Raw genomic sequence first — 25,702 nt, 5'->3', positions numbered from 1 at the left:
TTAGAATATATAATTACCTCAATTTAATTCAATTGAGAAAGAGGTTACTATGCTTAAGTCACTACTAATACTTCCAATACTATTAGCTTCCATGAGCTCATTTGCAAACTCAACAGACGAAGTAAAGCTAGACGATTGGATGTTTAATCCTCTTTCTAGATTTGTCACTGAAAAAGAATGGAATAAAATTACAGATGATATGCACGACGAGCGTGTAAAGAAAGAAAAACAAGCTCGAATGTTTGGAGAAGGAAAGATAATAACAGTTGATACAAGAAATCAAGTAGAGTGTAAGTCCCTTCAAGCAACACTTATAAGAAATACTGCCGCTCCTGTTGATCAACTAGAGAGCATTTGTATTCAAAATGAAGAAAAACCATTTACATCATTTGTAGTCGTTGGTGATCAATATAGAACTCCAATTTCATTTAATAATCTTTCTGAAAGACAAAAGAAACTAGCGAAACAAACTCGAAACTTCACAGCTCTTGGAGCTGCTGCGATTGGCCTACTATGGGTAATGCCAGAATCGGTTACGAAGTGGGATAAAGAAGAAATTTCAGGAGCAGGATTAGGAAATAAGTGGAAGGAAAATGTAAAAGAAGGTCCAGTAGTAGATAAAGATGATTGGATGATTAACTATATAGGACACCCTATTTCGGGAGCAGCTTATTACACTGTAGCTCGTCACGCAGGTTTTAATAAAATGGAATCATTCGGATACAGTGTTGTTATGTCTACATTCTTTTGGGAATACGGATTTGAAGCTTTTGCTGAAACTCCTTCAATTCAAGACTTACTTATTACTCCGATTATTGGTTCACTAATGGGAGAAGCTATGTTTACGATGGAGCAAAAGATTAAAGATAATGGTGGAAAATTATTTGGCTCTGAAAAAGTTGGTGGATTTGCAATGGCATTAATGAATCCTGCCGGAGCAATGCTTGATGGTATTAATGGATTTTTTGAAAATGATATTATTAAAAGCTCTAGAACATACCTTTATACTCAAGGTTCTACTACACATCAATTTGGATCAAGTGAAGTTGAAATTCAAGACTCGGTTATTGGGATTGGAATTGAGTTAAAATTCTAAAAATAAAAAGGAAGACGTTTGTCTTCCTTTTCTTTATTCCCACTCAATTGTTCCTGGTGGCTTAGAAGTTATATCGTAGACGACTCTTGTCACCCCACGCACTTCATTTGTAATTCGACTTGAAACCTTTGTTAGAAAATCTCTCGGCATTTCAGACCATGTGGCGGTCATACCATCAGAGCTATTAACCATTCTTAAACAAATAACTTCTTCGTAGGCCCTTGCATCTCCCTTCACTCCGACAGTTTTAATAGGAAGAAGAACAGTTAAGGCCTGCCAGGTTGCTTCATATAATCCAGAGCGATGAAGTTCTTCAAAGAGAATTTGATCAGACTCCTGGACCTTTCGAATAGATTCTGGAAAAATTTCTCCAAGAATTCTAATTCCTAATCCAGGACCAGGAAAAGGATGTCTATAAACCCAATCGTGATTTAAACTAAGTTCCTCTCCAAGTCGTCTAACTTCATCTTTAAATAAATGTCTCAATGGTTCAAGTAATTTAAGTTTCATTCTCTCAGGTAACCCACCCACATTATGATGAGACTTAATCGTTGCAGATTTTCCATCTTCTAAATGTGGTGAAAAAGATTCAATCACATCAGGATAGAGAGTTCCTTGCAGGAGATAATCAAATTTAATTCCTTTCTTATCTTCAAACTCATGAACTTTCTCTTCAAAAACTTCAATGAAAGTATTACCAATCATCTTTCTCTTCTCTTCAGGATCAGAAAGACCTTTTAATTTAGAAAGAAATAATTCTTTTACATCTATGATTTCGATATTAAGAGGAAGCTTCTCTTGAAGTAACTTTATGTGTCCTAAGTCTTGCGGACGAAGAAGTCCATGATCAACGAAGAAGCAATATAGATTCTCTCCTAGAACGTGATGTGATAACATCGCTGCAACGAGAGAGTCGACACCACCAGAGAATGCGCAGAGAACTTTCTTATCTCCAATGGCCTTCACCATTGCTGTCGCTTCTTTTAACATTTCACTCGCTGACCAATCAGGCTCAAGTTCTGCAATATTTTTAAAGAAGTGATTTAGAATATCTTTGCCATGATCGCTATGCTCAACTTCAGGATGAAACTGAAGCCCTAGAATTTTTCTCGACTTATGAACAATCCCTGCAATCAATCCATTTCCACTTTTAATAGCAAGTTCAAAGTCATTTGGAAGTTTTGATATATGATCAGAATGACTCATCCATACGCTAATATTACTTGGGCAATTCTCAAACTTTTGAGACCCAGAGAATTCAATGGTCGCATGTCCATACTCCCCAATTGTTCCTCTCTCTACATTTCCACCAAAGTATTTTCCAAGAATTTGCATTCCATAACAAATCCCAAGAATTGGAAGATCTTCATTATCAAAAATAAAGGAATAATCATACGTATCTTCAAATACTGACTGAGGGCCACCACTTAGAACAAGCGCATCTGGTCTTTCATTCTTATCAAAGAGTTCTCTACATTCTTTTAATGTAATGATCTCACTTGAATAACCAAGCTCCCGAGACTTTCTTGTTATTAATTGTGTGTATTGAGAACCGAAGTCAACGATCCAAATTTTTCTATCTACTAACTTTTCGCTTTTCATAATATTCCTAAGACTTTTGATAATTAGGTGCTTCTTTAGTAATCATCACATCATGAGGATGTGACTCCTTTAATGAAGCTTGTGTAATTTGAATAAACTCTGCTTTCTCTTGAAGTGCAGAAATATTTTCGGCGCCAACATAACCCATCCCAGCTCTAAGTCCTCCGAGCATCTGATAAATATTAGAAGCAAGTGATCCTCTATAAGGAACTTGTCCTTCAATTCCCTCTGGAACAAGTTTTTGGATTTCATCAACTTCCGCTTGTCCATAACGGTCTTTTGAACCAAGTGCCATAGCACCAAGTGAGCCCATTCCTCGGTAAACTTTATAATGTCTTCCCTGATAGAGAATCATCTCACCTGGAGATTCGTCACAACCAGCAAAGAGAGAACCTAGCATCACACAACTTGCTCCTGCAGCAATTGCTTTTACAATATCTCCAGAGTATTTAATTCCCCCATCAGCGATCATTGGAATATTTAGCTTCTTACAAGCAATCCCGCACTCAAAAATTGCTCCCAGCTGTGGAACTCCAATTCCTGCGACAACTCTCGTAGTACAAATTGACCCGGGACCAATTCCAACCTTTACTCCATCAGCTCCGGCCTTCGCTAAATCTTCACAGGCCTTCGCAGTAGCAACATTACCTGCAATAATATCAACCTCAGCAAAAGTTTCTTTTAATTTCTTTACCATATTCAAAACACCTTTTGAGTGTCCATGAGCTGTATCGACAACAAGAGCATCGATACCTGCCTCAACAAGTCTAATGGCCCTATCAAACTCCTTATCACCTACCCCCATAGCTCCGGCGACTCGAAGTCTTCCAAATCTATCTTTATTGGAGTTTGGAAAGTCATTTTTCTTCATAATATCTTTGATCGTAATAAGGCCAGCAAGTCTTCCTTTCTCATCTAGAACTGGAAGCTTTTCAATACGATGCTTATGTAAGAGAGATTGAGCTTCTCCTGGGTCAATCCCTTTCTTTGCTGTAACTAAATTATCACCTGTAGTCATAATATCCTTAACTTTTACAGAGAGATCTGTTTCAAATTGAGTATCTCGACTTGTGATAATTCCAACACAGAGATTATCTCTATCGACGACTGGCATCCCTGTAACTTTTCTCTCTCTAGAAAGTGCAAATACATCTGAAAGAGTGGCCTCTGGAGAAACTGTAACAGGATCTAAAACCATACCTGCTTCAAACTTCTTAACCTTTCGAACTTCATTCGCCTGTTCTTCAGGAGACATATTCTTATGGATGACTCCTATTCCCCCTTGCTGAGCAAGAACAATTGCAGCTCTCCCCTCAGTGACAGTATCCATTGCTGCGGAGACAATTGGAACATTCAATTCAATATTCTTTGAGAATCTAGATTTCAAAATTGCATCTGCGGGTAGAATTTCAGAGTAACCGGGTTTGAGTAAAACATCGTCGTAAGTCAAAGCAAGCTTTGGAGTTAAATTGCTCATGATTTTCCTCTTTCATAATTTATTTAAGATGTTGAAATTATAACTTAAATGTCTATAGAAAACGATGAGGAAGCTATTTCACATAGCTATTTTAGAGAAGCTAATCAGCGTTTATCTGAGATAAACGCTAGACTAATAAATGTTTTTTTTGGAATTAATAAGATTGCTTATAGTCTTGATCGTAACTTTTCAATTCATTAATAAGTGAGTTCACTTCTTTATCATGTCTAAGTTGTTTCTTATACTCTCGAGTAAGTGAAGATTCAAAAGCGTCTTTCTTAATTCTAACTACTGGCTCCATACCAATTGAAGCGGGCTTTCTTGTCGATTTAACAGAGGCAATTGATCTCTCTTTTTTGCTCTTTTGACCAAAAATATAGACCTTTACTCCCGACTTCTTAACATAGCTTGGGCTAAACTTCTTCTTCGTTTTTGTAGCCTTCATGTTAGATAACTTCTTTTCATAGTAGTTAGTCAGAACAGTATCTAGAGATTCGTCTCTCTTGTGTTTCTTTCTATAAATAATTTCAGCATCGCTCTTACTATCAAGCTCTACTATTGATGCAATCGACCTCTTTTTAGGAGTTTCTTTCACAAGCATTCTAGTATCTTGAGCAGTTAATATATCAGCAACAGGAGTAATCTCTCTTTGCTCAACACTTGATCTATCAAATAATGCCTGAAGTTTAGAAAATGTATTCTTCCCCACAGGGGTTGGATTTCTTGGTGCTCCATTTTCATAGTCTTTTGAAATAAATGAAAACTTTCCAGAAGTTACATCTAAATTTAAGTAATTTTCAAATAAATTTGAAAACGAAAATTGACCATTTAAAACAAGAAGCTGAGTTTTAACAATATTATTATCAAAATCTATGATGGCCTCACCTTCACTAAATGAAATAATACTATTTGGTGTTTGAATTTTATAAATCTGAGATTTTTTTTCATGAGACTGAACCCATAAGTATCCATTCTGTAACTCTAAGAAATTCTTTAAAACTTTGGCACTACTTCCACCTGAGAAGTGGAAGACTTGATCTTTAAAATTCTTTGTTGTTAGTTGTCCACCAACTTCAGTGAAGATTTCTTGAAAATCATAAATATGATCGCCAGGCTTCAAGGTTACAGTCTTTCCCTTACTAACAAGGAAAGCATTACCTTTAACAGAGGTAACCATCATCTCCGGCGAGTTTGCCAGAGATAGGTTCATAAAGAAGAATGTGAAAAAGAAAGAGATTAAACTAATTCTTTTTGTGTCTTTGAACGATTTTTTCATAGTGAGTACTCAGTATTTTCCATTCAGGAGTGTTTCTATATTTCTTTCTAAACTCTTCAGCAGCTATAAAGAACTCTTCTTCATTACCCACTTTTAGATTAGCTAAGGCCATCCATAGTTTAGAACCTCTATAAAATTTTGAAGTTGGATAAGCTTCTACTAACTTTGAAAAATTAGTAATTGCCCAGTCATAGTGTTTTCCAGATTCAAAGGATGCAACACCTGCTTGAAAGAGAAATTGATCATCCATTTTCTTATCACCAGGAAATTGCTTCTTGTATGTGTAAAAAAATTGTGCGGACTTTTCAAAATTCTTAGCAGAGAATTCCTTCTTCGCCACAGCTAATACTTGATCAGGCTTCCACTTATAAACATCAAACTTCACAAGATCAGTTGCATCTTCTAGTGGAGCTACAGAGGCAATACCTCTCGCTCTTGCAGGGCTTTCCCCCATTGATTCTTTTAACTGAACAGTGAGATATTGATTCTTAGTTTCTAGAGCTGCAATTTCAGTTTTCAATTTTGAAATTTGATACTGCAAATCTCTCGTCTCTTTAGATAATTGTAAAATCGTATCTTCTTGATGGTTGATCTGTGCAGATCTCTCTTCAATATGATTTACGAATCCACAAGAAACAAAACTTGTTAAGAACGTTGTTAGTAGTGTTAATTTAATGGCCTTCTGCATAGGTTAATCCTCTTAAAAACCTTAATCTTCTCTTACCTAATCGGACAAATTGCTAAAATATTTAGCAGACTCTTTGAAAAAGCATGATTAAAATGAATTTTTATTTAGGTTTGCTGATAATTCTCAAAGATTTCGAGAAGTTGATCAATTCCAGAGACTATTGGAGCGGGCCCTGGCTGAAGAAATATAGCAGGATCAAGCTCGAATACCTGAGAATTTTTGACGGCAGGAAGACTAGAGAACCCTGCTCTTTCATAGATATGATTAAAGACAACTTTCTTTCCACACCAACAAGCAAGTATTATATCAGGACAAGCCGCTACAATTTCTTCATTTGTCACAATTCTTCCTGTAGCAAGTGATGATAGGCTCTTCTCTTTATGTATAATCTCACCTCCACAAATTTCGACGATTTCAGAAAACCACTGAATTCCACATATAAGAGGATTATCCCACTCCTCCACATAGACCTTTGGTCTTATCTTGAAAGTCTTAGCTTTAGATTTAGCGTAAGATATTTTCTCTTCTAGTTCTTGAATATATGAGGAAGCCTTCTCATTCTCACCAACTAGGTTACCAAGCATTTGGATATAATTTAAGATGCCTTCGATACTTCTATGATTAGCAATAAAGACATTTAATCCCTCTGCGATTAAGTCTTTTGCAATGTCTTTTTGAATATCTGAAAAACCTAGGACTAAATCAGGCTTCATTTCAATAATTCTCTTTAAATTAGCGTGAGTAAAAGCAGAAATAGTTCTCTTCTTCTTCGCTTCAGGTGGACGCTCAACATATGCAGAGACTCCTACAATCAATTCACTTCTTCCGAGAGCGTAGAGAACCTCTACACTTTCTTCAGTCATGCAAATAATAGATTTTGGAAATCTTTTCATTATCGAGCCTCTTATATTCGTCAATTTTTAAATCATATCACTTTATTTGTTAACTTTTGGTAATTTTTCAGTCAGATCCCTCAACTTTAATAGGCATATAACGATAATTTGATAATATATAATATCTATAGAAGATAGAAAAGTTCACATGGAGCCTCCTAAAATGAGTAAGAATACTCTTTTGTTCATTATCACAGTATTACTCACCCTTTCTATAAACTCAGGCGCGAGTAATGGCAAAGAAGAAAAAGTTCCAGATATACCTGTGAAATTTACAGCGTCAACTCTAAGCACTGAAACTGATCACTTCCTTGTTTTGAATTATCAGAACCATCCCCATTGGCACACCTACTGGAAAAATCCAGGAGATGCAGGTCTTCCAATAAAATATGAATTTGAAATTAACGGAAAGAGCACCGTCCTTGAAGAACTTGAATGGCCAGAGCCTCAAAAGTATATTGAAGAGGGGGATATGCTCGCCTTTGGGTATGAGAATGATTATTCTCTATTCTTTAAACTTCCTACCTCTGCTGCAAACGCTCATTTCAATATAAAGTCCAATTGGCTAGTTTGTAAGAATATCTGTATTCCAGGAAAGGGAGAAGTTAGCGGAGAATTAAAGAATTACTCCATAACAAGTATTGTTGGAAATACACTTGAAGTATCTCCAGAAAGTACTCAAGACATTTTTAAAAAATTACCTCGAGCGATCGAATTTCCAAATCAACTTGATCTTGTCCTAGCGAAAGCTCCTGGAAATGAAGATAATAAACTAACCCTCTACTACAACCTTACGTCACTACAGGGGAAGGAAGTAGATTTAAAGAAGAATATTTTAACGCCCTTTCCTCATGAGCCTTTTAACTTTATCAGAGAAAAGCTTTTCAAAGACAAGAAAGGTAACTTCTATGCGAAGTATACGATTGAATGGGACGGCGAGTACATGGATCCTGAACTTCCTCTTCCAAAAGATGGAAAGTTTGAATCCCCTTATGAGTTAAAATTTCTCTATGCCGACCCTGTTTCAGGAGAAACAAATACCATTAAGAAATCTTTTCACACATACTCTCTAACTGCCGCAGAAAGATTTGAAAAATTCACGGAGCTTCTCACTCCTGTGATCACCAATGAAAAGTCCAAAGTCGCAGCGAAAGAAAATCAGACACAAACAGACTCCTCAGAAAATTCATTCTTTACCTACCTCTTTCTAGCTTTTATCGGCGGTCTCATTTTAAATTTCATGCCGTGTGTACTGCCTGTAATCTCTATAAAACTCTTTGGTCTCATTCAGCATAGAGCTGAAAGTAAGAAGAGAATTTTAAAACATAACCTAAGTTATACTCTTGGTATCTTAACGACCTTCTCTCTATTAACGCTAGCTATTGTTCTTCTAAAACAGGCCGGCGAACAAGTGGGATGGGGATTTCAACTTCAATCTCCTTTATTTGTACTTGCAATGATTTTTGTACTCTTCATCTTCGCTCTAAATCTATTCGGACTTTTTGAGTTTAGAACTCCTGGAGGAACGAAGTTAGGGGGCCTAGAAACAAATGATAGCTTCTTTGGTGATTTCACATCAGGGGTACTCGCAACAATTCTATCAACTCCATGTTCTGCCCCCTTTTTAGGAACAGCACTTACTTTTGCTTTTACATCTTCTAATCTAACTATTTTAGCTATTTTTCTATCTGTAGGAATTGGGTTAGCATTTCCATTTCTAGTAACGGGAATTTTTCCTGCTACGATTTCATTTCTCCCTAAGCCTGGAATGTGGATGGAGAATTTAAAGAAATTCCTAGGATTAACACTACTTCTTACAACTATTTGGTTAATAGATGTCTATTCTTCTCTAACTGATAATATGGCCGGTGTAATGATTAAACTCAACACTGCTCTTCTTCTTTGTTTCTTTGCTTTCTACTTATCAAAGAAGATTACTAAATCTAAAGTTTGGAGAATAACTTTTCATCTTCTCTATATAGCCCTAGTAGTAAATATTATTTCAGCTCCAGTAGGAACATCTACAACGGTAAATGGATCTATGTTACTAAAAGAGAAGAATGCAAAAGGACTGCAGTGGGAAAAATGGTCAGAAGAGAAAATGAATTCTTACTCTAAAGAAGGAAAGAAGGTCTTTATCGATTTTACTGCGAAGTGGTGCTTTACCTGTAAAGTAAACGAAAGACTAGTTATTGAAACTGACTCTTTTAGAGACCTTGTTGAGCAAGAGAATATTCATCTGCTTCTTGCTGATTGGACAAAGAGAGATGAAGTTATTGGAAGCTGGCTTAGAAAGAATGGTTTTGTTGGTGTTCCTGCCTACTTTGTTATCAACAAGGATGGAAAATTAATAAATCTTGGAGAAACTATTTCAATAAATGAAATTAAAGAGAGCTTGAATTAATCAAGCTCAAATTTACTGGGTTGTTTCATTAATTTCTTTAGTACTTCTCCAGGAATAGCTTCTTCATAGAGAACTTGATAAACGCCTTGGAAAATATTTGCGCGAATTCCATATTTTTCACAGATTAAATGAACAGCTTTTGCTGTTTTAAATCCTTCAACAACGGTTCTTTGTGAATTAATGATTTCAAGAGCGCTTCTTCCCTTTGCTATTTCTAACCCAAAAGTTTTATTTCTTGAAAGCTCCCCAGTAGTCGTAAGAATTAAATCACCCATTCCACTTAGACCATAGAATGTCTCAGGTCTTGCATTAAAAACTTTTCCAAAGCGGAGCATTTCAGCAATTCCTCTAGTAATCATGGCGGCCCTAGTATTATGGTTATACCCTAGTCCCTCAATAATTCCCCCAGCAATGGCCAAAATATTCTTAAGAGCTCCACCTAAAAGAACTCCTTTCACATCGTAACTTGGTAAAACTTTAAAATATGATGTATCAAGCATGGAAGAAACACTTTCTAAAACATGCTTTGATCTCCCTGCAGCAGTCACAAGAGTTACCTGCTCCTCTAAAATTTCTTTCGCAAAACTTGGCCCCGACAAGAAAGTAAATAACTCTTTATGCTCATTCCAAAGATCAAAAAATAGATCATCGGCCATTTCTAATGTTATTGGATCAATCCCTTTAGAGAGGGAAACAAGGGGTACACCAGCTTCAAAATACTTTGAAAAACGATCACGGTTTTCTTTAAAGAAGTCACTTATTCCTGCAGTAGGAAGCCCTGAAACAATAATTTCAATTTTTCCACTTGTCTTACTATCGACTTCTTCCCAAGTGAGTGCAGGTACAATATTATCGGCCAGCTCAATGCCTGGAAGATAAACTTCATTGGTTCCTCTTAAGAGGCTTTCATAAACATCTTCAGATCTAACCTTTAAAATAACTTTCTTAAAATTATTTGCGAGAACAGATGCTATAGAAGTCCCAAAGGCTCCAGCGCCCACAACAAGTGCGTAATCATATTTCATTTCTTCTCCTAAAATTAAACTACTAATAGTTTACTACAGAGATAGAATTCCTGGAATTGCAGAAACCTTTGCATACATATCCAGAACTTCTTTAGAGGAATTACAGAGTTTAGTGAAGCTTACAGCAATATATTTTCCATGCTTTGATGGCTTTTCTGTTATTTGATTCCCTTCAACTAAGGACTCCAGAGTCTCTAACTCTGTTTTAGGGACAATGAACTTGAATAAGTAGGGAGCTGGCCAAGTATACTCCTCATCTAAAAGGGCCTGAAATTTATCTAATTCTGACATTCTTAATCCTAAACTCTGAATATTACCTCTCATAATTAAAACAACCTAGAGCTTGAGTCAAGTTTTAGAGAAGAACTTTAGTAAAATCAAGCTCTTCCGATAAGTAGTTATATTTAAAGGATATAAATTGAAGATTATATGCGCTGCTCTATTATTGGTTATCTCTTTTACTACATCATCGGATGAGTATTGGCATTATCAAGATTATTTAAATAAATATCCTCACCAGATTAGTATTCTAAGAAGTTTTAAAGAATTAGTCGAAAACGCTGCTCAAGAAATTTCAATTAAACAAGTGAAGAAAACAAAAATTGTGATGATCTATCCAGAAGATCAAGTATCTGATTACTGGAGGAGAAATATAATGGCGCTCAAAAAGAGACTTATTGAAAGTAAAGTTGCTTTTGAGCTTGAAGTTATTCCTACTCCTACAGGTGGAAATATTAAGAAAGAATCTGCAAAAATACTAGAGGCAATAAAGAAGAAGCCTGATTACCTAATTTTCACTCTAAACGTCAAAGAGCATTCAAAGTTGATTAATCAAACTCTCGCCTACTCTCCTATTAAGTTAATTTTACTAAATATAACAACACCTTTGAAGTCTTGGGAAAAGAACCAACCCTTCTTTTATGTGGGTTTTGATCATGAAGAAGGAACACAGAAACTAATTGAAGAAGTAGGAAGAAGACTACCTAACGGTGGAAGCTACGCTGTGCTTTATCACTCTAAGGGCTATGTTAGTAAAATGCGGGGAGATTACGCTATAAAGGAACTCTCAAAAGATAGAAAATGGAAACTTGTAAGCAGATATTATACAGATGCAAACCCAAAGAAAGTGGAAATTGCACTTAAGGACCTTTTTAGTCGCAATAAGAAAATAGATTTAATCATATCTTGTGCTACAGACATAAGTCTTAAGGCGCAAATGTTTAAGGCTGACCATAAATTTCTCTTAAATGGCTGGGGAGGAGGAAGTGCTGAAATAGATAGCCTTCTAAGAACTAAAAATGGAATTGATTTCTCTGTCATGCGTATGAATGACGATAGTGCCATTGCTATAGCAGAAGCGATAAAACTAGACCTCCAAGGTAATGCGAAGAAAGTACCTCAAATTTTCTCAGGCAGTATGACTCTCATAACTAAAGAAACAAGTAGCCCAGAAATAAGCTCACTTATAGAAAAAGCTTTTAGGTATTCAAATGAAAGAAACTAAAGACTATAAGATTTCAGTACTCCTTGGAATGATTATTATCATCATTGTCATTCTTGTCACGATCCCTCTCTTTTATAATCAGTTTAATTCATCAATGCTACTTCTTAGAGACAAGACTATTGATGATTTTAAAGACGAAGAAAAGATCACTCAAATTTTCATAAACTCACAGTTAAATATAAGAAGTAACAAACTGTCTCAATACGTAAATAATTCATCTCTAATTCAAAGTCTAGAAAGAGGAGATAAAAAAGAAATAGAAAATACATTATATAAAGGCATACATGAATCATTAGATGCTGATTTTCTTTTTCTAACCTATGATGGTGAAGAAAGTATTATTGATGTCAGCCTCAACATACTTAATAGTAGAGAGATAGTAAGAAACTACATTACAAACAACCCTCTGCCAAAAGAACTAAACCTATATATTACCGAGAATAAAAATGTCATTATCTTTGCAAAAGAAGAAATTATCTCAAAAGTCACTGGCCGTGTTTTAGCAACAATACATAGTGGTTATATAATTAATAATAAAAATAAATTCATTAGTGGACTCTCTGAAAAGATAAATAATCACAACGTTTTCTTTCTTGTAAATAATACTTTCGTATCTGGAACTCAGGAACTCAGTCAAGAAGAGATTCACAAGATAAGTACTGCAGATTTTAATCAGCTTATACAAGTGAAGAGTAAACTATTTTTCATAGGGAGTATTCCCATTGATGGAAACAATCGGCTCAAAGTTGTTCTTCAAACAAGCTCCGACTATATTAAAAATCTAAAGAGTTCATATATTATAAATTTTATTTTAACTCTCTTCATATCTATTTTTCTATGTATCCTCACAATATATCTTGCCAATAGAACTATAACACCTCCCCTTGAAGGATTGCTAAGTACCATTAATCTTCTGATGATTCGAAATATACCAACTGTTCCAAGAAAAAGTATCATTCGAGAGTTTAATGTCATTGAAGAAAACTTCATTGAAGTTTTTAATAACTTTCAAAAGAAGAAATCTCAGCTAGCGAAGTTCATTGACTCCTCACCTATTTCACTTTTAATACTAGACTATAAGGGAAATATTATTCAAACAAATAAAGCCGCAATAGAGCTTTTTCAAATTAAACAGAAAAATGGAAATATTCTACTTGATACTGTGTTAACAGAAAATTCACAATTTAATAAGGTTTTCACCTCATTAAAAGAAAGATCCGAGCATTTTGAACTGGAGATGAACTTTAAAAGTACTGAAGTATGGAAGAATACCATCTGGACCTTTATACAAGATAAGAAAGAAGATTATATCTTCATACAATGTATAGATAATACAGAGAAAGTAGAAACCCAGGCTCAAATAGAAGCAGAGAGATCAAAGTCAATTCACAATCAAAAGCTAGCTGCAATTGGTGAGGTAGCAAGTAGTATTGCACATGAAATCAACAACCCAATGGGTATCATTTCACTCTCTCTAACAATGTTAGAACACGAGCTCAGCTTCATTGAAATACAAAGCGAAGAAAAGAAAAACAAGATTTCTACAACCATGAGAAATATTGAAAGCTCAGTAAATAGAACTTCAAAGATTATTTCGAATCTCTTAGATTTCTCAAGGGAAGGAAGTAAAGATAAACTTGAATCAAAGAATTTGAACACTATTCTTTCTAAAACTCTTATCTTTATTGAAGAAAAAATGAAGAAGAATAAAATCAAATTAGATATTTCTTCTCTTGATACAACTCTTAATATTATAACGAAAGAAACTCAATTCTCCCAAGTCCTTGTAAACTTAATTAACAATTCAATTGATGCTTTAAAAGATTCAAGTATTAAAGAAATTAAAATTTCAACAGAAGTCAAAGAAGATATATGTGTTATACACTTCATCGACTCAGGCCCAGGAATTCCTAAAGTAATAGAAGAAGAAGTATTCTCTCCTTTTTATACAACAAAGGGAATGGGGAGTGGAACAGGACTTGGTCTAAGCATTTCCAGACAGCTCATGAGAGAGATGTCTGGTGATTTAATTTTAGTAAGTGAAGCACAAGAAAGTGGTGCTCACTTCGAAGTAAGCATCCCTATTGGAAAACCTACTCAAAGTTAATAATATTACCGTCTAAGTCTAAAACTTCAGGGTAAAGCCCATGAGCATACCTTAAAATATCGATAACTTCTCTGGCAGAACCAATTCCTGAAACAGAAGTGACATAGTCAGCTTTTCTTCGAACTTCTTCAGAAGCAACAGGAACTGTTGCTGAAAATCCACTTGCAATCATCAGTGGAACATCGAAGAACTCATCCCCGACATAGAGAATTTCATCCTGGCGATACCCTTCTGCAAGAAGTAATTTGTAAGACTCTCTCTTGTCTTCATTTCCGTAGTAAACAAAATCAAGACCTAGATTTTCTTTGAATCTCTTAATCACACTAAGAGAATCTCCCCCAGTAATTATTCCAACTTTAAAACCAAAGTTCTTTAGCATCTTGAGACCGTAACCATCACGCGTATCTGTAAAACGATTCCATCCCATCTCATCGCCACTATACCAAACTCTGCCATCAGTTAATATTCCATCAACATCAAACGCGACAACTTTAATTTTTAAAAGCTTATCTTTAAATTTTTCTGCAACATCTCTTAGGTTAACTTGCATTAACAACGTCCTTGATCTGAATTAATTTCCTGACGATTTCTTTAACTTTTTCAATTTGCAGAGCAGTTGCCGAATCAGATAGAGCTTTTTCAGGATTTGGATGACACTCCATAAAAATACCATCTGCACCTGCTGCAACAGCGGCCTTTGCTAGAGTAAAGATCTGTTCTCTTTTTCCACCAGTAATTGTTCCAAGACCTCCAGGTCTTTGAACACAGTGAGTGGCATCGTGAATAGTTCTAACTCCAAAACTCTTCATGATCTGAAAGCTGGCCATATCAACGACGAGGTTATTATAACCAAAGCTCGTCCCACGCTCAGTTAATAGAATTTGATCCTTAGTTAAGAAGTTTAAGGCCTTATCCACTATATTCTTAGTTTCTTCAGGACTTAAAAATTGTCCCTTCTTAACTTTTAATTGACCACTATACTTAGCACACGCCTCGGCTCCAGCTAAAATCATATCAGTCTGACGGCAGAGAAAAGCCGGAACCTGTAATGTCTTAACCACTGATGCTATCTGCTCGGCCTGTTCAGGGTGATGAAAGTCAGTAATAGTAGGTAGAGAGTAAGTCTTTCCTACTTTTTCTAAAATCTTAAGACCTGCTTCAATTCCGGGGCCTCTATAGGAATCAATCGATGACCTATTGGCCTTATCAAAACTTCCTTTGAAATGTAATTGAATCTTATCTTCAAACTCTTTTAGATCTTCAACTAATTTGCCTGCAATATCCATTGCAAGCGTTTCACTTTCTAAAACACAAGGACCTATAAAAAAGTCCATTTTCTTATTTTCCATATTGATCTGCCTTTTCTATAAATGATTTAAATAATGGGTGTGGAGTATACGGACGAGATTTAAATTCAGGATGATACTGGCAAGCAATAAAGTGAGGATGATCTGAAAGCTCTACAACTTCAACTAAATCAAGTTCTTTATTCACTCCAGAAATAATCATTCCAGCATCACTAATTTTCGACGTATATAAATTATTAACTTCAAGCCTATGTCTATGTCTCTCACTAATTTTAGTGCTTCCATAAATTTTCTTCGCGTACGATTTATCAGCAAGGTCACACTCGTAGGCACCAAGCCTCATGGAACCACCTTTAGTTCCCTCTTGACTCTGACCTTCCATAAAGTGAACGACCAGGTCCCCTGCACTGCCAAATTCTTCACTCGTTGCTTGCTCTAGACCTACTATATTTCTAGCAAACTCAATCATAGCAAGCTGCATTCCAAGACAAATTCCAAAGAATGGAATTTTATTTTCTCTTGCAAATTTTATTGCCTGAATTTTTCCTTCCGTCCCTCTTTGACCAAAACCACCAGGAACGAGAATACCTTGAACCTCTGAAAGAATTGAATCCTTTCCTTTTTCCAAGTCTTCCGCGTCTATATAAACAGGGTCTAGCTCTAGCTGACATGAATTGGCCGCATGATTTAAGGCTTCGTCCAATGACTTATAAGATTCTACAAGCTCAGTATATTTTCCAACTATTCCAATTTTTACTTTTCTAAGAGGATGCTTAAAGTTGTAAACAACTTTCTCAAGATCATCAATTTTTGGAGCTGCGGCCCAGATACCAAGAAGATTTGCAATTCTCTGATCAAGACCTTGGGCATGTAAACTCAGTGGTACTTGATAAATTGTATCGACATCAATAGATTGGAAAACATTTTCCTTTTGCACATTACAAAATAGAGAAATTTTATCAATTAGAGACTGTTCAATTTCTCTATCCGATCTACAAATAACAATGTGAGGAAAAAGCCCCATCGATCTAAGTTCTTTCACTGAATGTTGCGCCGGCTTTGTTTTCAACTCACCTGCCGCACCAAGATACGGAACAAGCACTAAGTGAACAAAAAGTACATTTTCAGGGCCAACATCTTGAGCAAGTTGTCTAATGGATTCAACAAAAGGCTGTGACTCAATGTCTCCTACTGTTCCACCAATCTCACCAAGAAGAACTTCAGTATCTTCAGCAGCTATATGAATTCTTCTCTTTATTTCTTCTGTGATATGGGGAACAACTTGAACAGTTTTTCCAAGATACTTTCCCTCTCTCTCATTCTCAATGACTTGTAAATAAACCTGACCTGTTGTGAAATTACTTGTTCGGCTCAAAGTCAGCGAAGTAAATCTCTCGTAGTGACCTAAATCTAAATCTGTTTCAGCACCATCGTCAGTCACAAAAACTTCTCCGTGCTGAGTTGGGCTCATCGTTCCTGGATCAACATTTATATAAGGATCCATTTTAAGCATATTAACTTTGAGTCCTCTTCTTTCTAGAAGACCTGCAATACTTGCAGCAGCAAGGCCTTTCCCTAAAGAACTTGCCACTCCTCCAGTAATAAAAATAAATTTCTTAGGACTCGATTTCCCTTTCACGGAGTACTCCTTCAAGTTTTTTAATATCATCAGGGACATCTACGCCCATTAATGTCATTTCTGTTTTTATGGCGCCAATAGTATAACCATTCTCTAGCGCTCTTAATTGTTCTAATTTTTCTATATTCTCATAGTGCGAGAGCGGAAGCTTACAAAAAGCTTTTAGAATATTTGGTTTAAATGAATAAATTCCAATATGAAGAAACCAATCCTGCGCTTCTACTTGATCTCTATAATATGGAAGACGCGCTCTTGAAAAATAGAGGCATTGTCCGCGTACAGGACTGTAAATTGCTTTTACTTTATTTACATCTGAATGCTCACCTTCATTTCCAGAAAATGGTTTTACGACAGTGGCCATATCAAAGTCACTTTCAGAATGATACTTAGCAAGCCTCGACAGAAGATCGCTCTCAATAAGTGGCTCATCTCCTTGTACATTGATCACAAAGTCCCATTCTCTATCTGAATAAAACCTCTCAAGGGCAAGTGCGATTCGTTCTGAGCCAGAAGCTACATCATCATCTACACGAACAACTTCACCACCAAAGCTCTTAATATGATCTTCGATTCTTGAATCGTCTGTAACAACACTAACAACTGAGTTTTTAAGTTGGTTTTTTATTCCCAAACAATTTTCATAAACTCTTTGGATCATTGATTTTTTAGAGATTTTTGCCAGAGGTTTGCCAGGAAACCTCGACGACGCATAGCGAGCAGGAATGAGTACGAGAACTCTTAATTCATTCAAAAATCGACTCCGTGATCTTAAGGGTAGAATTTAACACTTTAGATTAAATCTTCCAAGCTATGTTATTATAATTAATGAAAATGATAACTAGAAAATTACTTTTTATTATATTTACGCTTTGCTTCCTGTTCGAACTCTCTTCGATTCAGGCCCAAGACTATGAAAATACTGTTATTACTGATCCGAGTATCTCTAGAAGATGCGAAGAGTTATTAGACAAGAGAAACCAGAAGGTTGCTCATAAGCAAAAACTCATGGAATTAATCACTAGAAACAGAAAGCTTCTAAAGTATGTTCCCAAAGAAAAGAAAACGGTAAAGGTTAAGTTAATAGAAAATTACGGTAAATTAAAAAATGAACTTCGCCTCTCTCTCATTAAAATTACTCACCTTGAAGAAAGTATTGTTCGTACCGGCTGCCCCGGACTCACACTATAAATAATCTTTAAAAACTTCCCTTTTCAGGCCCTGTTTTTTTTCGTATCATTTCTTACACACACACGAAAAAAGAGACATTTAAATGAACGGATTCATTAAGAAAACAGGGATAGCAGTGACTGCACTTCTTGCAGGAGCCACTTTTGCTCAACCCACACCAAAACAATTAAACTCCGAGAGTTACATTCAAACAATTGATGAGACGTCTCAGGACAGACTCAATGTTAAGGCCTTACACTTAAATGATGTAATTGAACAAGGTCTAAGAAAGAACCACGGTCAACAAATCAGAAAATATAGCTCTCAAATTCTAGATTTGCAGTGGGACGATACTTGGGAAGATTTCTGGATTCCCAGAGTCAACATAACTCTTATTAGTCCTGAACACCGCCTTGGTACAGTTAAGAGTGGAAGTAATAACTCTATTCCTAGAAATAAGAGACCCGATGGAGCTCTGGCCCTAAACTTTGGAGACTATACTCTCTTCAACTGGGGAAAAGACTATCTTCCTTATCTAAATACTAAAGCAGATATAAAGAGATCTAAGGAAAATATTAGTGAGGCGACGAGAGAGTTAAAGCACGACTTAATTATTTCTTATTTCAAGCTCTATTTTCTAAATGAGAAGGAAAGAATTAAGAGAGATCAACTTCGTCACGCTTCTTTTATTTATAGATTAAATAGAGAGAAAATTTCTTTAAAGAAAATCACAAAACAAGACTACTATCTAGCAAGATCCGAATATCTTAGGGCACAGAACGAATTTCAAGAAGCTAGAAACGAAGTTCAACTACAAAATGAAACAATAGCTAATCTAATAAATGATGAAGTGGGTACAAAGTACATTCTTCAGCAGAGTCTGAAGTATGAACTCTTAACAACTCCATTAAGTGAAATTCTAAGTCTAGCAGCAAAGAATAATCCAGATACGCTCGATGCTCTAAAAGACGTGGAGAATGCCAAGAGAAGTTACGAACTAGCACTTAAGAATAATCTTCCTCTACCAAAAATCAGTATGAAGCTAGGTGCTTACGACTACCGCTTTAGTCCAAATACAAATAGAACGACCTATTCAACTGGAGAAGGAAATTCAAATATTGATATTGTGGCTTCAATCAATGCAACGTGGACACTCACCGGAACAGGTGGACTCTTAAATGGTCGTACGACAAAGAGTTCTGTACTTTCAAAACACAGAGCATTTGCAAGAAAGGCCCAAGCAGAAAGAGATACTCAAGCTCTTGCCAAGTCTCAGTACTTCACTGTTAAGCACCTTCAAAATCAGATTAATATTCTAGATGCTAGAATCCCTACTCTACAGAAATCATTTGATACTATTTTAGAAAATTATATGAATAAGAAAGCTCGCTATATTGATTTCAAAAATACACTTATTGAATTAACTGATGCGCAAATCCTACTCGAACAAAGTAAGTTTCTACACCTATATAATAAAGTCGAGCTTGCGACCACTGCAGGTCTAGAAGACTTTCCGGGACAAATTTTCGAAAACCTGACACAAGACTTTAAGAAAGGTAAAAAGTAATGAAAAAGATATTAGAAACTCTGTTGATATTACTAATCACGATGAGTACGAGTTTTGCGCAATCAAATATTCCACCAACTGATGACGAACTTGAAGGAGATCTGAAATATCTCAGGTCAGGAAAATCAACGGAAGAAAAAAGTCTTGATGAAGAATTAAGAATTAAGAACTACGATATCGAAGCGGGTCTTTCATTAGACAGTTACTCAACCAGTAAAGATAACTCACGCGTCTCCTTACTTTATAATGTTAATACAAACCCAATGCAGGCAATGGATGTCACTGGCCTAGAGTTTCAATATGCTAAAAAGCTTGACCGAGCTTGGTGGGAATTTTATGGAGCTCAAAGTACTGCTACGTTTAAAGCAGTTGCAGATGATAACGCTCAATTTCCAGGTTTTACAAGCGATGAGATAGCTGAACAGTCTCTCAAAACAATTACACTTGGAACAGGACTTTCCTACAGAACAAGTCTTATTCAAACTTTATTCTCCAGTGATAACCTATTTGAAACGATGGGAGCCTTCATTAATTATAATAAGACCTCTACAGACCTAGGTGAATCCTATAGCGGTCCTGGGATGAAAGCAGATCTAGGTGTACACTTTAGAACAAGTAATACTTTTCACTGGGGTGCGAGATTTAATTATAATATCGCACATGTGAAAAGGGCCCAGGCTTCTGATACAGAAACGACAAGTGCTAGATCTCTTCTCTTGCAGTGGACTTCTTTTGCTTTAGATTTTTCTTTTTACTTTTAAACTTTATCGGTTAAAGAATACCGAATAATACTTGGAGCCTATTAAATGATCTCTCGCTACGATAAGAAAGAAATTTCTAATATTTGGACTGAAGAAAATAAGTTTCAAACTTATCTAGATGTTGAATTAGCTATCTTAAAATCACTTGAAGGAACAAGAGTTCCAAAAGGTACGAGCGAGACAATAAGAAAGACTGCAGTTATAAATGTTCCAAGAATATTAGAAATAGAAAAAGAAACAAGGCACGACATCATCGCCTTTTGCACTTCCATTACAGAGAATCTTGAACCTGAAATTGGAAAGTTCTTCCACTTCGGTGTCACCTCAAGCGACATTATCGACTCAGGCCTCACTCTCCAGATTAAGCAATCTCTAGAGCAAATTCTTCCTGAGTTCAAAAAACTCTTGCAGGCCCTCTATAATAGATCAGAGGAAACAAAGGACCTAGTAACGATTGGCCGCTCACATGGAATGTACGCAGAGCCAATGAGTTTTGGACAAAAGCTTCTAGGTCACTACTGCGAATTTAGTCGTAGATATGAAGAACTAGAAAACTTTTATAAGAACGATCTGCGCGTTCAATTTTCTGGAGCAGTTGGAAATTACACTATCTTGACTCCAGAGCTCGAAGCTATTGCAGCGAAAGAACTCGGCGTTTTCCCGGAAGAGCATAGTACACAAGTTATTCCTAGAGATAGGATAGCAAAACTTATTTCAATAATTGCCCTCATCGGTTCTGCCATTGAAAGAATTTCCGTTGAAATTAGACACCTTCACAGGTCCGATGTGGGAGAACTCAACGAAGGCTTTGCGAAAGGCCAAAAGGGCTCTTCAACTATGCCCCACAAGAAGAATCCTATTAGTGGAGAAAACCTAACCGGAATGGCCAGAATGCTCCGTTCTCACATGAGTATCGCCTTGGATAATATTGTACTTTGGCACGAGAGAGATATTTCCCACTCTTCAACCGAAAGAATGTATCTTCCAGATGCTTTTGGAATTCTTCAATATTCCCTAACAAGACTCAAGTCCACAGTTGAAAATTTAGTTTTCAATGAAGAAGCTATAACAAATAGAGTTTTCGAAAACTGTACCTACCTATCGAGCTACTATCTACATCACTTAATTGAAAGTACTAACTTTAAAAGAGATGATCTCTACACCCTTGTTCAACAAGCAAGCTTTGAAGCCAGCAAAACGCAAAGTGCGGAGGTCTTTCATCAAAGTATGCAAAGGTTACTAAAAGAGAAGGGTACAACGCTTGAGCTTGCGACACCAAGTAAACAAGAAATTAAGAATATTTTCTTAAAGACAACCGATAAAGTTTTTGAAAGAGTTACTACAGCATATCCTTGCGGAAAAAATCTATAAGAGATCTTTTCCGTAATCTTTATCTTTTAAATAAGTAACGATATTTTTCACTTTCTGAGAATCACTCTTAGGAAGAACAACTACAGATTTCCCATTTGCAATAACAATTAAGTCCTCTACACCAATTAGTCCAACGAACTGATCAGGTGTATAAATAACATTGCCTTTAGCCTCTTCAAAATAGTGGTTCTTAGCACTGACGAGAGTATTTCCCTCCGTCTCATCGACTACAGTTGAAAGAGCATCCCATGAGCCTAGATCATTCCAATCGAAATTGGCCTTACATAGACCCATCTTTTTAGATTTCTCCATTATGGCGTAGTCAATAGAAACTGATGGTAATTTGGAGTAAGTCCTCGCGACTTCGCTATCATTTCCAATCGCTGCATATAGCTCGTCATAGAATGAGTAAATTTCTGGACTATGCTCTTTAAATTCTCCTAGAAGAACTCCTATTTCTGCGACAAACATTCCAGCATTCCACAAATACTTTCCAGATTCAAGATAGCTTATCGCCGTTTCTAAATTTGGTTTCTCTTTGAACGTTATTACATCCAATGCATTCTCACTAAGCTCGGCACCAGTTTGAATATATCCAAAGCCTGTATGAGGAAAGTGAGGAGGAATCCCAATAGTAATAATTCTCTTCTTCTCTGTGGCAACACTTGCTGCGGATTGGATTGATTGTTGAAACCCATTTTTATTTAAAATAACATGATCAGAAGGAAGAATTGCCACAACATCACTCTCACTCGCTCCGTTCTTCAAAAGAGTTGCTAAAGAAAGTAGAATGCAGGGTGCGGTATTTCTTCCACTTGGTTCAAAGACAACTTGCCCTGCACCAATTTTACTTGCAGAGTCTTCAAGAACCAAAGACTCTTGCTCCTTAACTGTAACAATATACCTTTGCTCTTTCCCTACAAGTCCATCTAAGCGATCTAAAGTATCCGCTAGTAGACTTTGATTTGAAACAAGTGATAGGTACTGCTTAGGTTTTCTAGATGTCGACTCTGGCCAAAAGCGTGTCCCCTGTCCTCCGGCCATAATTAAGCTATATATATTTCCCATAAAATTACCTTTGTAAGTTATGGGATTATTATAACAATAAATTTAAAGAATTGAAATTAATCAAATTGAACGAAACGATACTCAGAAGAACTAAAGAGAGATTTATGCTCAATGACATAATCTTTTGCTGCGCTGATATTATCAAAAACACCAATACTAACTCTAAACCATGTTCCTTTATGCTCTAAATCTTTCTCATTAATAATTGTAGTATAGCCTCTTGCCTTAAAACCCTTAGCAAAGAGTTCAGCCTCGCTAATTGAAGGAAATGAACCAACTTGAATAGTGTGTTTTCCACTCAACTTATCTTTCACTGGTGCTGAATTGACTTCCAACTGAGGAAGGTCCGAAGATCTTGCCTCCTCAACAGTTGCCGCCGGTTGCGACTGTGTTTTTGACCCTGTAGAAAACTCTTCGTCGACTTTCTTCTCTAGTGCCATATCCGTTTTTTCTTTTAAGGCCTTATAAGTTTCTTCATCACTAGTATGAGCTGACTTTTCAAGTTCCTCGACTTTCTCTTCAGCAGGAGAGAGAATTTCGACCTTCCTCATGTCGTCCTGGCTATAGCCCGACTTCTCAAAAGAGTTATTCACTCCAATCTTAACTCCAAGTAGAAATGAGGTTATAGATATGAGAATCATAAACACAAAGATTAAGAACACTTCTTTTTTAGCAAATACGTATAATTTAGTTTTATCTTCCATTCCCCTATTTTAATCTGCTCTAATTTTGCATGCAATCGTAATTACGAGTAGTTATTTTTACCTACTAGTACAATTTCTGAACCTAATTCTTTCTAAGTTCTCAACATCAGGCACTCAACTTTGGCAAAGCCTGTGCAGCCTTTAATCATCGAAGATTAATAAAGGAGAACTCATGTCTATAGCAAAGAAAATCTTAAGAAATGAAAAAGGACAAGGTCTTATGGAGTACATCATCATTTCATCATTGGTGGGTATATTTTGCCTAGTCGCGATGAAACAATTTGGCGAAAGCGTGCATACGAGAGTTGAGAAGATGAGAAAGGATATTGTGAAGCACATTCCAGCGAGATAGATTTGGAGATTTTAAAGACTACACTTATTTTTAAAATCTCTCTTCTCGCTCTTTATGGCTCGTGGGGTGTTGCTCAAGAATCAAGGTGTCAGAGTGAAAAGCATCACCTTCTTCTCAAGAAGATAACCTCCGCAATAGTTAAGAACCGAAATCAAACACTATTTAAATGTAATCAAATATTAAAAGTCCAAGTCAACGAAGAATTTATCACTATTGATAAAGTAATAGGCTTAAAGAAATGAAGCTAAATCAAAGAGGTTCTACCCAAATTTTTCTATGCCTTACTCTTTTAATGGCATTAAGTGGAATAAGTACAGTGACTCTAACAAAGTTAATTTCTTTAAAGAATAATAGAGTTAGACTCAAATCTCTTCTATGTATGAGGAAATCACACTTTTACCAAAGTAAATTTATAGGTGATATCAACCAAACCAATAGACTTATTCAAATCTCCTACTATGCTTCAAAAGCTCCACTCCCTCAAATATCGACGCCAGCAAAAGCGGCGCTGACTTCTTTAAAGTCTTTACAGCAATTCAAATTGATTAAGTTTTATAAGGATATTTACAAAATTAATGAATGCGCAAAGACGACTAAGGTCAATATTCTTCTAAATTCTCCTTATAAAATGAGAGCGAAAGTCTCCTTTCAAAGAAGCTTTGATCAAACCACAATAATAGAGAGAACAAAGAAGGGATACTTCTATTCCATTAATGAAAAAAATGTCTCTCTTAATAACGTTCTTATTCTCAAATCATCAATCAAAGTCGATAACAAGTTTAGTAAAGAAGTAAAAATCTTCACTAAGGTCTATGAAATATGAATGAAAAAGGATTTGCAGAAATAGAATTGGCAATATTTCTCTTTATGTTAACTTGCTGTCTAGCTAGTTTCGTAAAGATTGACTCCCATTTAAAAATTGTAGAAAAGAGAGATTTATATGAATTCGAAAGAAAGTGGAATGAGTTCACCCCTTCAAATGTACAAAGAGTCTACCAAGAAAAAAAGTAAGCAAGATCGAAAGAAACTTCTCTTTCAATTTCTTATCATTTTTCTTTTATCACATATAGCGAGAACACTTGTTCAAGACTCTCCTACGCAGGAGATAACACAAGTCACGAAAGAGCTAAGTATAAATCATACCATTATTAAATTAGAAGTTGACTCAATAGTTCCCGAAGATCAAGAAAAGGCGAATTTAATCAATCAAAAATCTCTTCAAGAAATAGAAAGTGTTCAAATAGTGTTACGAGAAAAGACTCCAGATGGAGCTCTTCTCGTAACACTTGAAATTCCAAAAGATAAATCCTCCTGGATAATAAATAAGCCAAATAACTGGAAATTAATCCCGCTAAGAAAAGTGATTACTAGCGAAAGGAAAAATTATGAAATTAGTTTTTAGTCTATTCATGCTCCTCTCTTTAAACTCTTTTTCTAAGGACACTCCTTTCGTTTTAATTACATATGAAGGAAGTGATAAGGAGTCGATGCAACAGATTGAGAAAGTTATGAATGAGCGCTTTAAAGTCAGTAAGGACATATACAAGATCGAGTATGGACCATGTCAAAAACAAGAAGTAATAGCAACTCACATCTGCTTAGATAGAAATAAGGAAGTCAAACTGGTTTATAGAAACGAGGAAGTAATGGAAGAAATGCTTGGAGTTTACTGGAAATAAAAAAAGCCCACTATA

The 25,702-nt window shown here is 35.9% G+C and carries 25 protein-coding genes; 12 read left to right on the top strand and 13 right to left on the bottom strand.

The window, feature by feature from the left end; genetic code table 11:
* Positions 1–49 precede the first annotated feature (49 nt).
* Positions 50–1,096 carry a DUF3943 domain-containing protein gene (locus CES88_RS08230; protein ID WP_290733242.1) on the top strand — a complete coding sequence of 349 codons (1,047 nt, stop codon included), beginning with the start codon at positions 50–52 and terminating at the stop codon, positions 1,094–1,096.
* A 33-nt stretch (positions 1,097–1,129) separates the two neighbouring features.
* Here the strand turns inward: CES88_RS08230 and guaA are convergent, their stop codons facing one another.
* The 5 genes from guaA to CES88_RS08205 all read right to left on the bottom strand — a co-directional run bounded on the left by guaA (position 1,130) and on the right by CES88_RS08205 (position 7,032).
* Positions 1,130–2,698, bottom strand: coding sequence for a glutamine-hydrolyzing GMP synthase (guaA, locus tag CES88_RS08225; RefSeq protein ID WP_290733241.1), 1,569 nt, complete (start codon positions 2,696–2,698; stop codon positions 1,130–1,132).
* Between the two features lie 7 nt (positions 2,699–2,705).
* The gene (guaB, locus tag CES88_RS08220; RefSeq protein ID WP_290733240.1) at positions 2,706–4,175 is read right to left on the bottom strand and encodes an IMP dehydrogenase; all 1,470 of its coding nucleotides are present in this window, start codon (positions 4,173–4,175) and stop codon (positions 2,706–2,708) included.
* A gap of 154 nt (positions 4,176–4,329) precedes the next feature.
* The gene (locus tag CES88_RS08215; protein ID WP_290733239.1) at positions 4,330–5,451 is read right to left on the bottom strand and encodes a hypothetical protein; all 1,122 of its coding nucleotides are present in this window, start codon (positions 5,449–5,451) and stop codon (positions 4,330–4,332) included.
* Positions 5,417–6,139, bottom strand: a complete 723-nt coding sequence (locus CES88_RS08210; protein ID WP_290733238.1) for a hypothetical protein — start codon at positions 6,137–6,139, stop codon at positions 5,417–5,419. Before CES88_RS08210 ends, CES88_RS08215 begins: the two co-directional genes overlap by 35 nt.
* Positions 6,140–6,243: 104 nt before the next feature.
* Positions 6,244–7,032, bottom strand: a complete 789-nt coding sequence (locus tag CES88_RS08205) for an ABC transporter substrate-binding protein (RefSeq protein ID WP_290733237.1) — start codon at positions 7,030–7,032, stop codon at positions 6,244–6,246.
* 163 nt (positions 7,033–7,195) lie between these two features.
* Between CES88_RS08205 and CES88_RS08200 the strand changes: the two genes are divergently transcribed.
* Positions 7,196–9,436, top strand: coding sequence for a thioredoxin family protein (locus CES88_RS08200; RefSeq protein ID WP_290733236.1), 2,241 nt, complete (start codon positions 7,196–7,198; stop codon positions 9,434–9,436).
* Here CES88_RS08200 and CES88_RS08195 read toward each other — a convergent pair.
* On the bottom strand, positions 9,433–10,461 hold the full coding sequence (locus tag CES88_RS08195) for an NAD(P)H-dependent glycerol-3-phosphate dehydrogenase (protein WP_290733235.1): 1,029 nt from the start codon (positions 10,459–10,461) through the stop codon (positions 9,433–9,435). The two genes, CES88_RS08200 and CES88_RS08195, sit on opposite strands and share 4 nt — an antisense overlap.
* Before the next feature lie 33 nt (positions 10,462–10,494).
* Positions 10,495–10,752, bottom strand: coding sequence for a DUF493 family protein (locus tag CES88_RS08190; protein ID WP_290733234.1), 258 nt, complete (start codon positions 10,750–10,752; stop codon positions 10,495–10,497).
* A 127-nt stretch (positions 10,753–10,879) separates the two neighbouring features.
* Here CES88_RS08190 and CES88_RS08185 point away from each other — a divergent pair, with 127 nt between their 5' ends.
* Together CES88_RS08185 and CES88_RS08180 are read left to right on the top strand one after the other, a co-directional pair.
* Positions 10,880–11,965 carry a substrate-binding domain-containing protein gene (locus CES88_RS08185; RefSeq protein WP_290733232.1) on the top strand — a complete coding sequence of 362 codons (1,086 nt, stop codon included), beginning with the start codon at positions 10,880–10,882 and terminating at the stop codon, positions 11,963–11,965.
* Positions 11,952–14,072, top strand: a complete 2,121-nt coding sequence (locus tag CES88_RS08180; RefSeq protein WP_290733230.1) for an ATP-binding protein — start codon at positions 11,952–11,954, stop codon at positions 14,070–14,072. The genes CES88_RS08185 and CES88_RS08180 overlap by 14 nt, the downstream gene beginning before the upstream one ends.
* Here the strand turns inward: CES88_RS08180 and CES88_RS08175 are convergent.
* From CES88_RS08175 to kdsB, 4 genes are read right to left on the bottom strand one after another with little or no spacing between them, the layout of a single operon-like run.
* Entirely contained in the window at positions 14,059–14,622 is a 564-nt protein-coding gene (locus tag CES88_RS08175; RefSeq protein WP_290733228.1) for a hypothetical protein, read from the bottom strand. The two genes, CES88_RS08180 and CES88_RS08175, sit on opposite strands and share 14 nt — an antisense overlap.
* A complete protein-coding gene (kdsA, locus tag CES88_RS08170) occupies positions 14,612–15,421 on the bottom strand; it encodes a 3-deoxy-8-phosphooctulonate synthase (protein WP_290733226.1) in 810 nt (269 codons plus the stop codon). The genes CES88_RS08175 and kdsA overlap by 11 nt, the downstream gene beginning before the upstream one ends.
* The gene (locus CES88_RS08165; protein WP_365992752.1) at positions 15,411–17,048 is read right to left on the bottom strand and encodes a CTP synthase; all 1,638 of its coding nucleotides are present in this window, start codon (positions 17,046–17,048) and stop codon (positions 15,411–15,413) included. The genes kdsA and CES88_RS08165 overlap by 11 nt, the downstream gene beginning before the upstream one ends.
* Positions 16,996–17,769 (bottom strand): 3-deoxy-manno-octulosonate cytidylyltransferase, encoded by a 774-nt coding sequence (gene kdsB / locus CES88_RS08160; protein ID WP_290733222.1) that lies wholly within the window; start codon positions 17,767–17,769, stop codon positions 16,996–16,998. The genes CES88_RS08165 and kdsB overlap by 53 nt, the downstream gene beginning before the upstream one ends.
* A gap of 74 nt (positions 17,770–17,843) precedes the next feature.
* Between kdsB and CES88_RS08155 the strand changes: the two genes are divergently transcribed.
* The 4 genes from CES88_RS08155 to purB all read left to right on the top strand — a co-directional run bounded on the left by CES88_RS08155 (position 17,844) and on the right by purB (position 21,884).
* Entirely contained in the window at positions 17,844–18,206 is a 363-nt protein-coding gene (locus CES88_RS08155) for a hypothetical protein (RefSeq protein ID WP_290733220.1), read from the top strand.
* A gap of 82 nt (positions 18,207–18,288) precedes the next feature.
* Positions 18,289–19,752 carry a TolC family protein gene (locus CES88_RS08150; protein ID WP_290733218.1) on the top strand — a complete coding sequence of 488 codons (1,464 nt, stop codon included), beginning with the start codon at positions 18,289–18,291 and terminating at the stop codon, positions 19,750–19,752.
* Complete coding sequence (locus CES88_RS08145) at positions 19,752–20,513, top strand: hypothetical protein (RefSeq protein ID WP_290733216.1); 762 nt, start codon at positions 19,752–19,754, stop codon at positions 20,511–20,513. Before CES88_RS08150 ends, CES88_RS08145 begins: the two co-directional genes overlap by 1 nt.
* Positions 20,514–20,558: 45 nt before the next feature.
* The gene (gene purB / locus CES88_RS08140; protein WP_290733214.1) at positions 20,559–21,884 is read left to right on the top strand and encodes an adenylosuccinate lyase; all 1,326 of its coding nucleotides are present in this window, start codon (positions 20,559–20,561) and stop codon (positions 21,882–21,884) included.
* Here the strand turns inward: purB and CES88_RS08135 are convergent.
* Complete coding sequence (locus CES88_RS08135) at positions 21,879–22,952, bottom strand: mannose-1-phosphate guanylyltransferase (RefSeq protein ID WP_290733213.1); 1,074 nt, start codon at positions 22,950–22,952, stop codon at positions 21,879–21,881. The two genes, purB and CES88_RS08135, sit on opposite strands and share 6 nt — an antisense overlap.
* Positions 22,953–23,008: 56 nt before the next feature.
* The gene (locus CES88_RS08130; RefSeq protein ID WP_290733212.1) at positions 23,009–23,656 is read right to left on the bottom strand and encodes an SPOR domain-containing protein; all 648 of its coding nucleotides are present in this window, start codon (positions 23,654–23,656) and stop codon (positions 23,009–23,011) included.
* Positions 23,657–23,828: 172 nt separating this feature from the next.
* Here CES88_RS08130 and CES88_RS08125 point away from each other — a divergent pair, with 172 nt between their 5' ends.
* The 4 genes from CES88_RS08125 to CES88_RS08110 all read left to right on the top strand — a co-directional run bounded on the left by CES88_RS08125 (position 23,829) and on the right by CES88_RS08110 (position 25,687).
* Positions 23,829–24,008, top strand: coding sequence for a hypothetical protein (locus CES88_RS08125; RefSeq protein ID WP_290733210.1), 180 nt, complete (start codon positions 23,829–23,831; stop codon positions 24,006–24,008).
* A gap of 238 nt (positions 24,009–24,246) precedes the next feature.
* Positions 24,247–24,831 (top strand): hypothetical protein, encoded by a 585-nt coding sequence (locus CES88_RS08120; protein ID WP_290733209.1) that lies wholly within the window; start codon positions 24,247–24,249, stop codon positions 24,829–24,831.
* A 117-nt stretch (positions 24,832–24,948) separates the two neighbouring features.
* Complete coding sequence (locus tag CES88_RS08115) at positions 24,949–25,410, top strand: hypothetical protein (RefSeq protein WP_290733208.1); 462 nt, start codon at positions 24,949–24,951, stop codon at positions 25,408–25,410.
* A complete protein-coding gene (locus tag CES88_RS08110) occupies positions 25,394–25,687 on the top strand; it encodes a hypothetical protein (protein WP_290733207.1) in 294 nt (97 codons plus the stop codon). Before CES88_RS08115 ends, CES88_RS08110 begins: the two co-directional genes overlap by 17 nt.
* Positions 25,688–25,702: the final 15 nt, after the last annotated feature.

The sequence above is a fragment of the Halobacteriovorax sp. JY17 genome (genome assembly GCF_002753895.1).
Lineage (GTDB): Bacteria > Bdellovibrionota > Bacteriovoracia > Bacteriovoracales > Bacteriovoracaceae > Halobacteriovorax.
The sequence above is the reverse complement of the archived record's forward strand: the minus strand, read 5'-3'. Positions and strand labels throughout refer to the sequence as shown.

Excerpts from the sequence above, each read along its gene's own strand:
- CES88_RS08230 (WP_290733242.1), top strand. The coding sequence starts at position 50 with ATGCTTAAGTCACTACTAATACTTCCAATACTATTAGCTTCCATGAGC.
- guaA (WP_290733241.1), bottom strand. The coding sequence starts at position 2,698 with ATGAAAAGCGAAAAGTTAGTAGATAGAAAAATTTGGATCGTTGACTTC.
- guaB (WP_290733240.1), bottom strand. The coding sequence starts at position 4,175 with ATGAGCAATTTAACTCCAAAGCTTGCTTTGACTTACGACGATGTTTTA.
- CES88_RS08215 (WP_290733239.1), bottom strand. The coding sequence starts at position 5,451 with ATGAAAAAATCGTTCAAAGACACAAAAAGAATTAGTTTAATCTCTTTC.
- CES88_RS08210 (WP_290733238.1), bottom strand. The coding sequence starts at position 6,139 with ATGCAGAAGGCCATTAAATTAACACTACTAACAACGTTCTTAACAAGT.
- CES88_RS08205 (WP_290733237.1), bottom strand. The coding sequence starts at position 7,032 with ATGAAAAGATTTCCAAAATCTATTATTTGCATGACTGAAGAAAGTGTA.
- CES88_RS08200 (WP_290733236.1), top strand. The coding sequence starts at position 7,196 with ATGAGTAAGAATACTCTTTTGTTCATTATCACAGTATTACTCACCCTT.
- CES88_RS08195 (WP_290733235.1), bottom strand. The coding sequence starts at position 10,461 with ATGAAATATGATTACGCACTTGTTGTGGGCGCTGGAGCCTTTGGGACT.
- CES88_RS08190 (WP_290733234.1), bottom strand. The coding sequence starts at position 10,752 with ATGTCAGAATTAGATAAATTTCAGGCCCTTTTAGATGAGGAGTATACT.
- CES88_RS08180 (WP_290733230.1), top strand. The coding sequence starts at position 11,952 with ATGAAAGAAACTAAAGACTATAAGATTTCAGTACTCCTTGGAATGATT.
- CES88_RS08175 (WP_290733228.1), bottom strand. The coding sequence starts at position 14,622 with ATGCAAGTTAACCTAAGAGATGTTGCAGAAAAATTTAAAGATAAGCTT.
- kdsA (WP_290733226.1), bottom strand. The coding sequence starts at position 15,421 with ATGGAAAATAAGAAAATGGACTTTTTTATAGGTCCTTGTGTTTTAGAA.
- CES88_RS08165 (WP_365992752.1), bottom strand. The coding sequence starts at position 17,048 with ATGATATTAAAAAACTTGAAGGAGTACTCCGTGAAAGGGAAATCGAGT.
- CES88_RS08155 (WP_290733220.1), top strand. The coding sequence starts at position 17,844 with ATGAAAATGATAACTAGAAAATTACTTTTTATTATATTTACGCTTTGC.
- CES88_RS08150 (WP_290733218.1), top strand. The coding sequence starts at position 18,289 with ATGAACGGATTCATTAAGAAAACAGGGATAGCAGTGACTGCACTTCTT.
- CES88_RS08145 (WP_290733216.1), top strand. The coding sequence starts at position 19,752 with ATGAAAAAGATATTAGAAACTCTGTTGATATTACTAATCACGATGAGT.
- purB (WP_290733214.1), top strand. The coding sequence starts at position 20,559 with ATGATCTCTCGCTACGATAAGAAAGAAATTTCTAATATTTGGACTGAA.
- CES88_RS08135 (WP_290733213.1), bottom strand. The coding sequence starts at position 22,952 with ATGGGAAATATATATAGCTTAATTATGGCCGGAGGACAGGGGACACGC.
- CES88_RS08130 (WP_290733212.1), bottom strand. The coding sequence starts at position 23,656 with ATGGAAGATAAAACTAAATTATACGTATTTGCTAAAAAAGAAGTGTTC.
- CES88_RS08125 (WP_290733210.1), top strand. The coding sequence starts at position 23,829 with ATGTCTATAGCAAAGAAAATCTTAAGAAATGAAAAAGGACAAGGTCTT.
- CES88_RS08120 (WP_290733209.1), top strand. The coding sequence starts at position 24,247 with ATGAAGCTAAATCAAAGAGGTTCTACCCAAATTTTTCTATGCCTTACT.
- CES88_RS08115 (WP_290733208.1), top strand. The coding sequence starts at position 24,949 with ATGAATTCGAAAGAAAGTGGAATGAGTTCACCCCTTCAAATGTACAAA.
- CES88_RS08110 (WP_290733207.1), top strand. The coding sequence starts at position 25,394 with ATGAAATTAGTTTTTAGTCTATTCATGCTCCTCTCTTTAAACTCTTTT.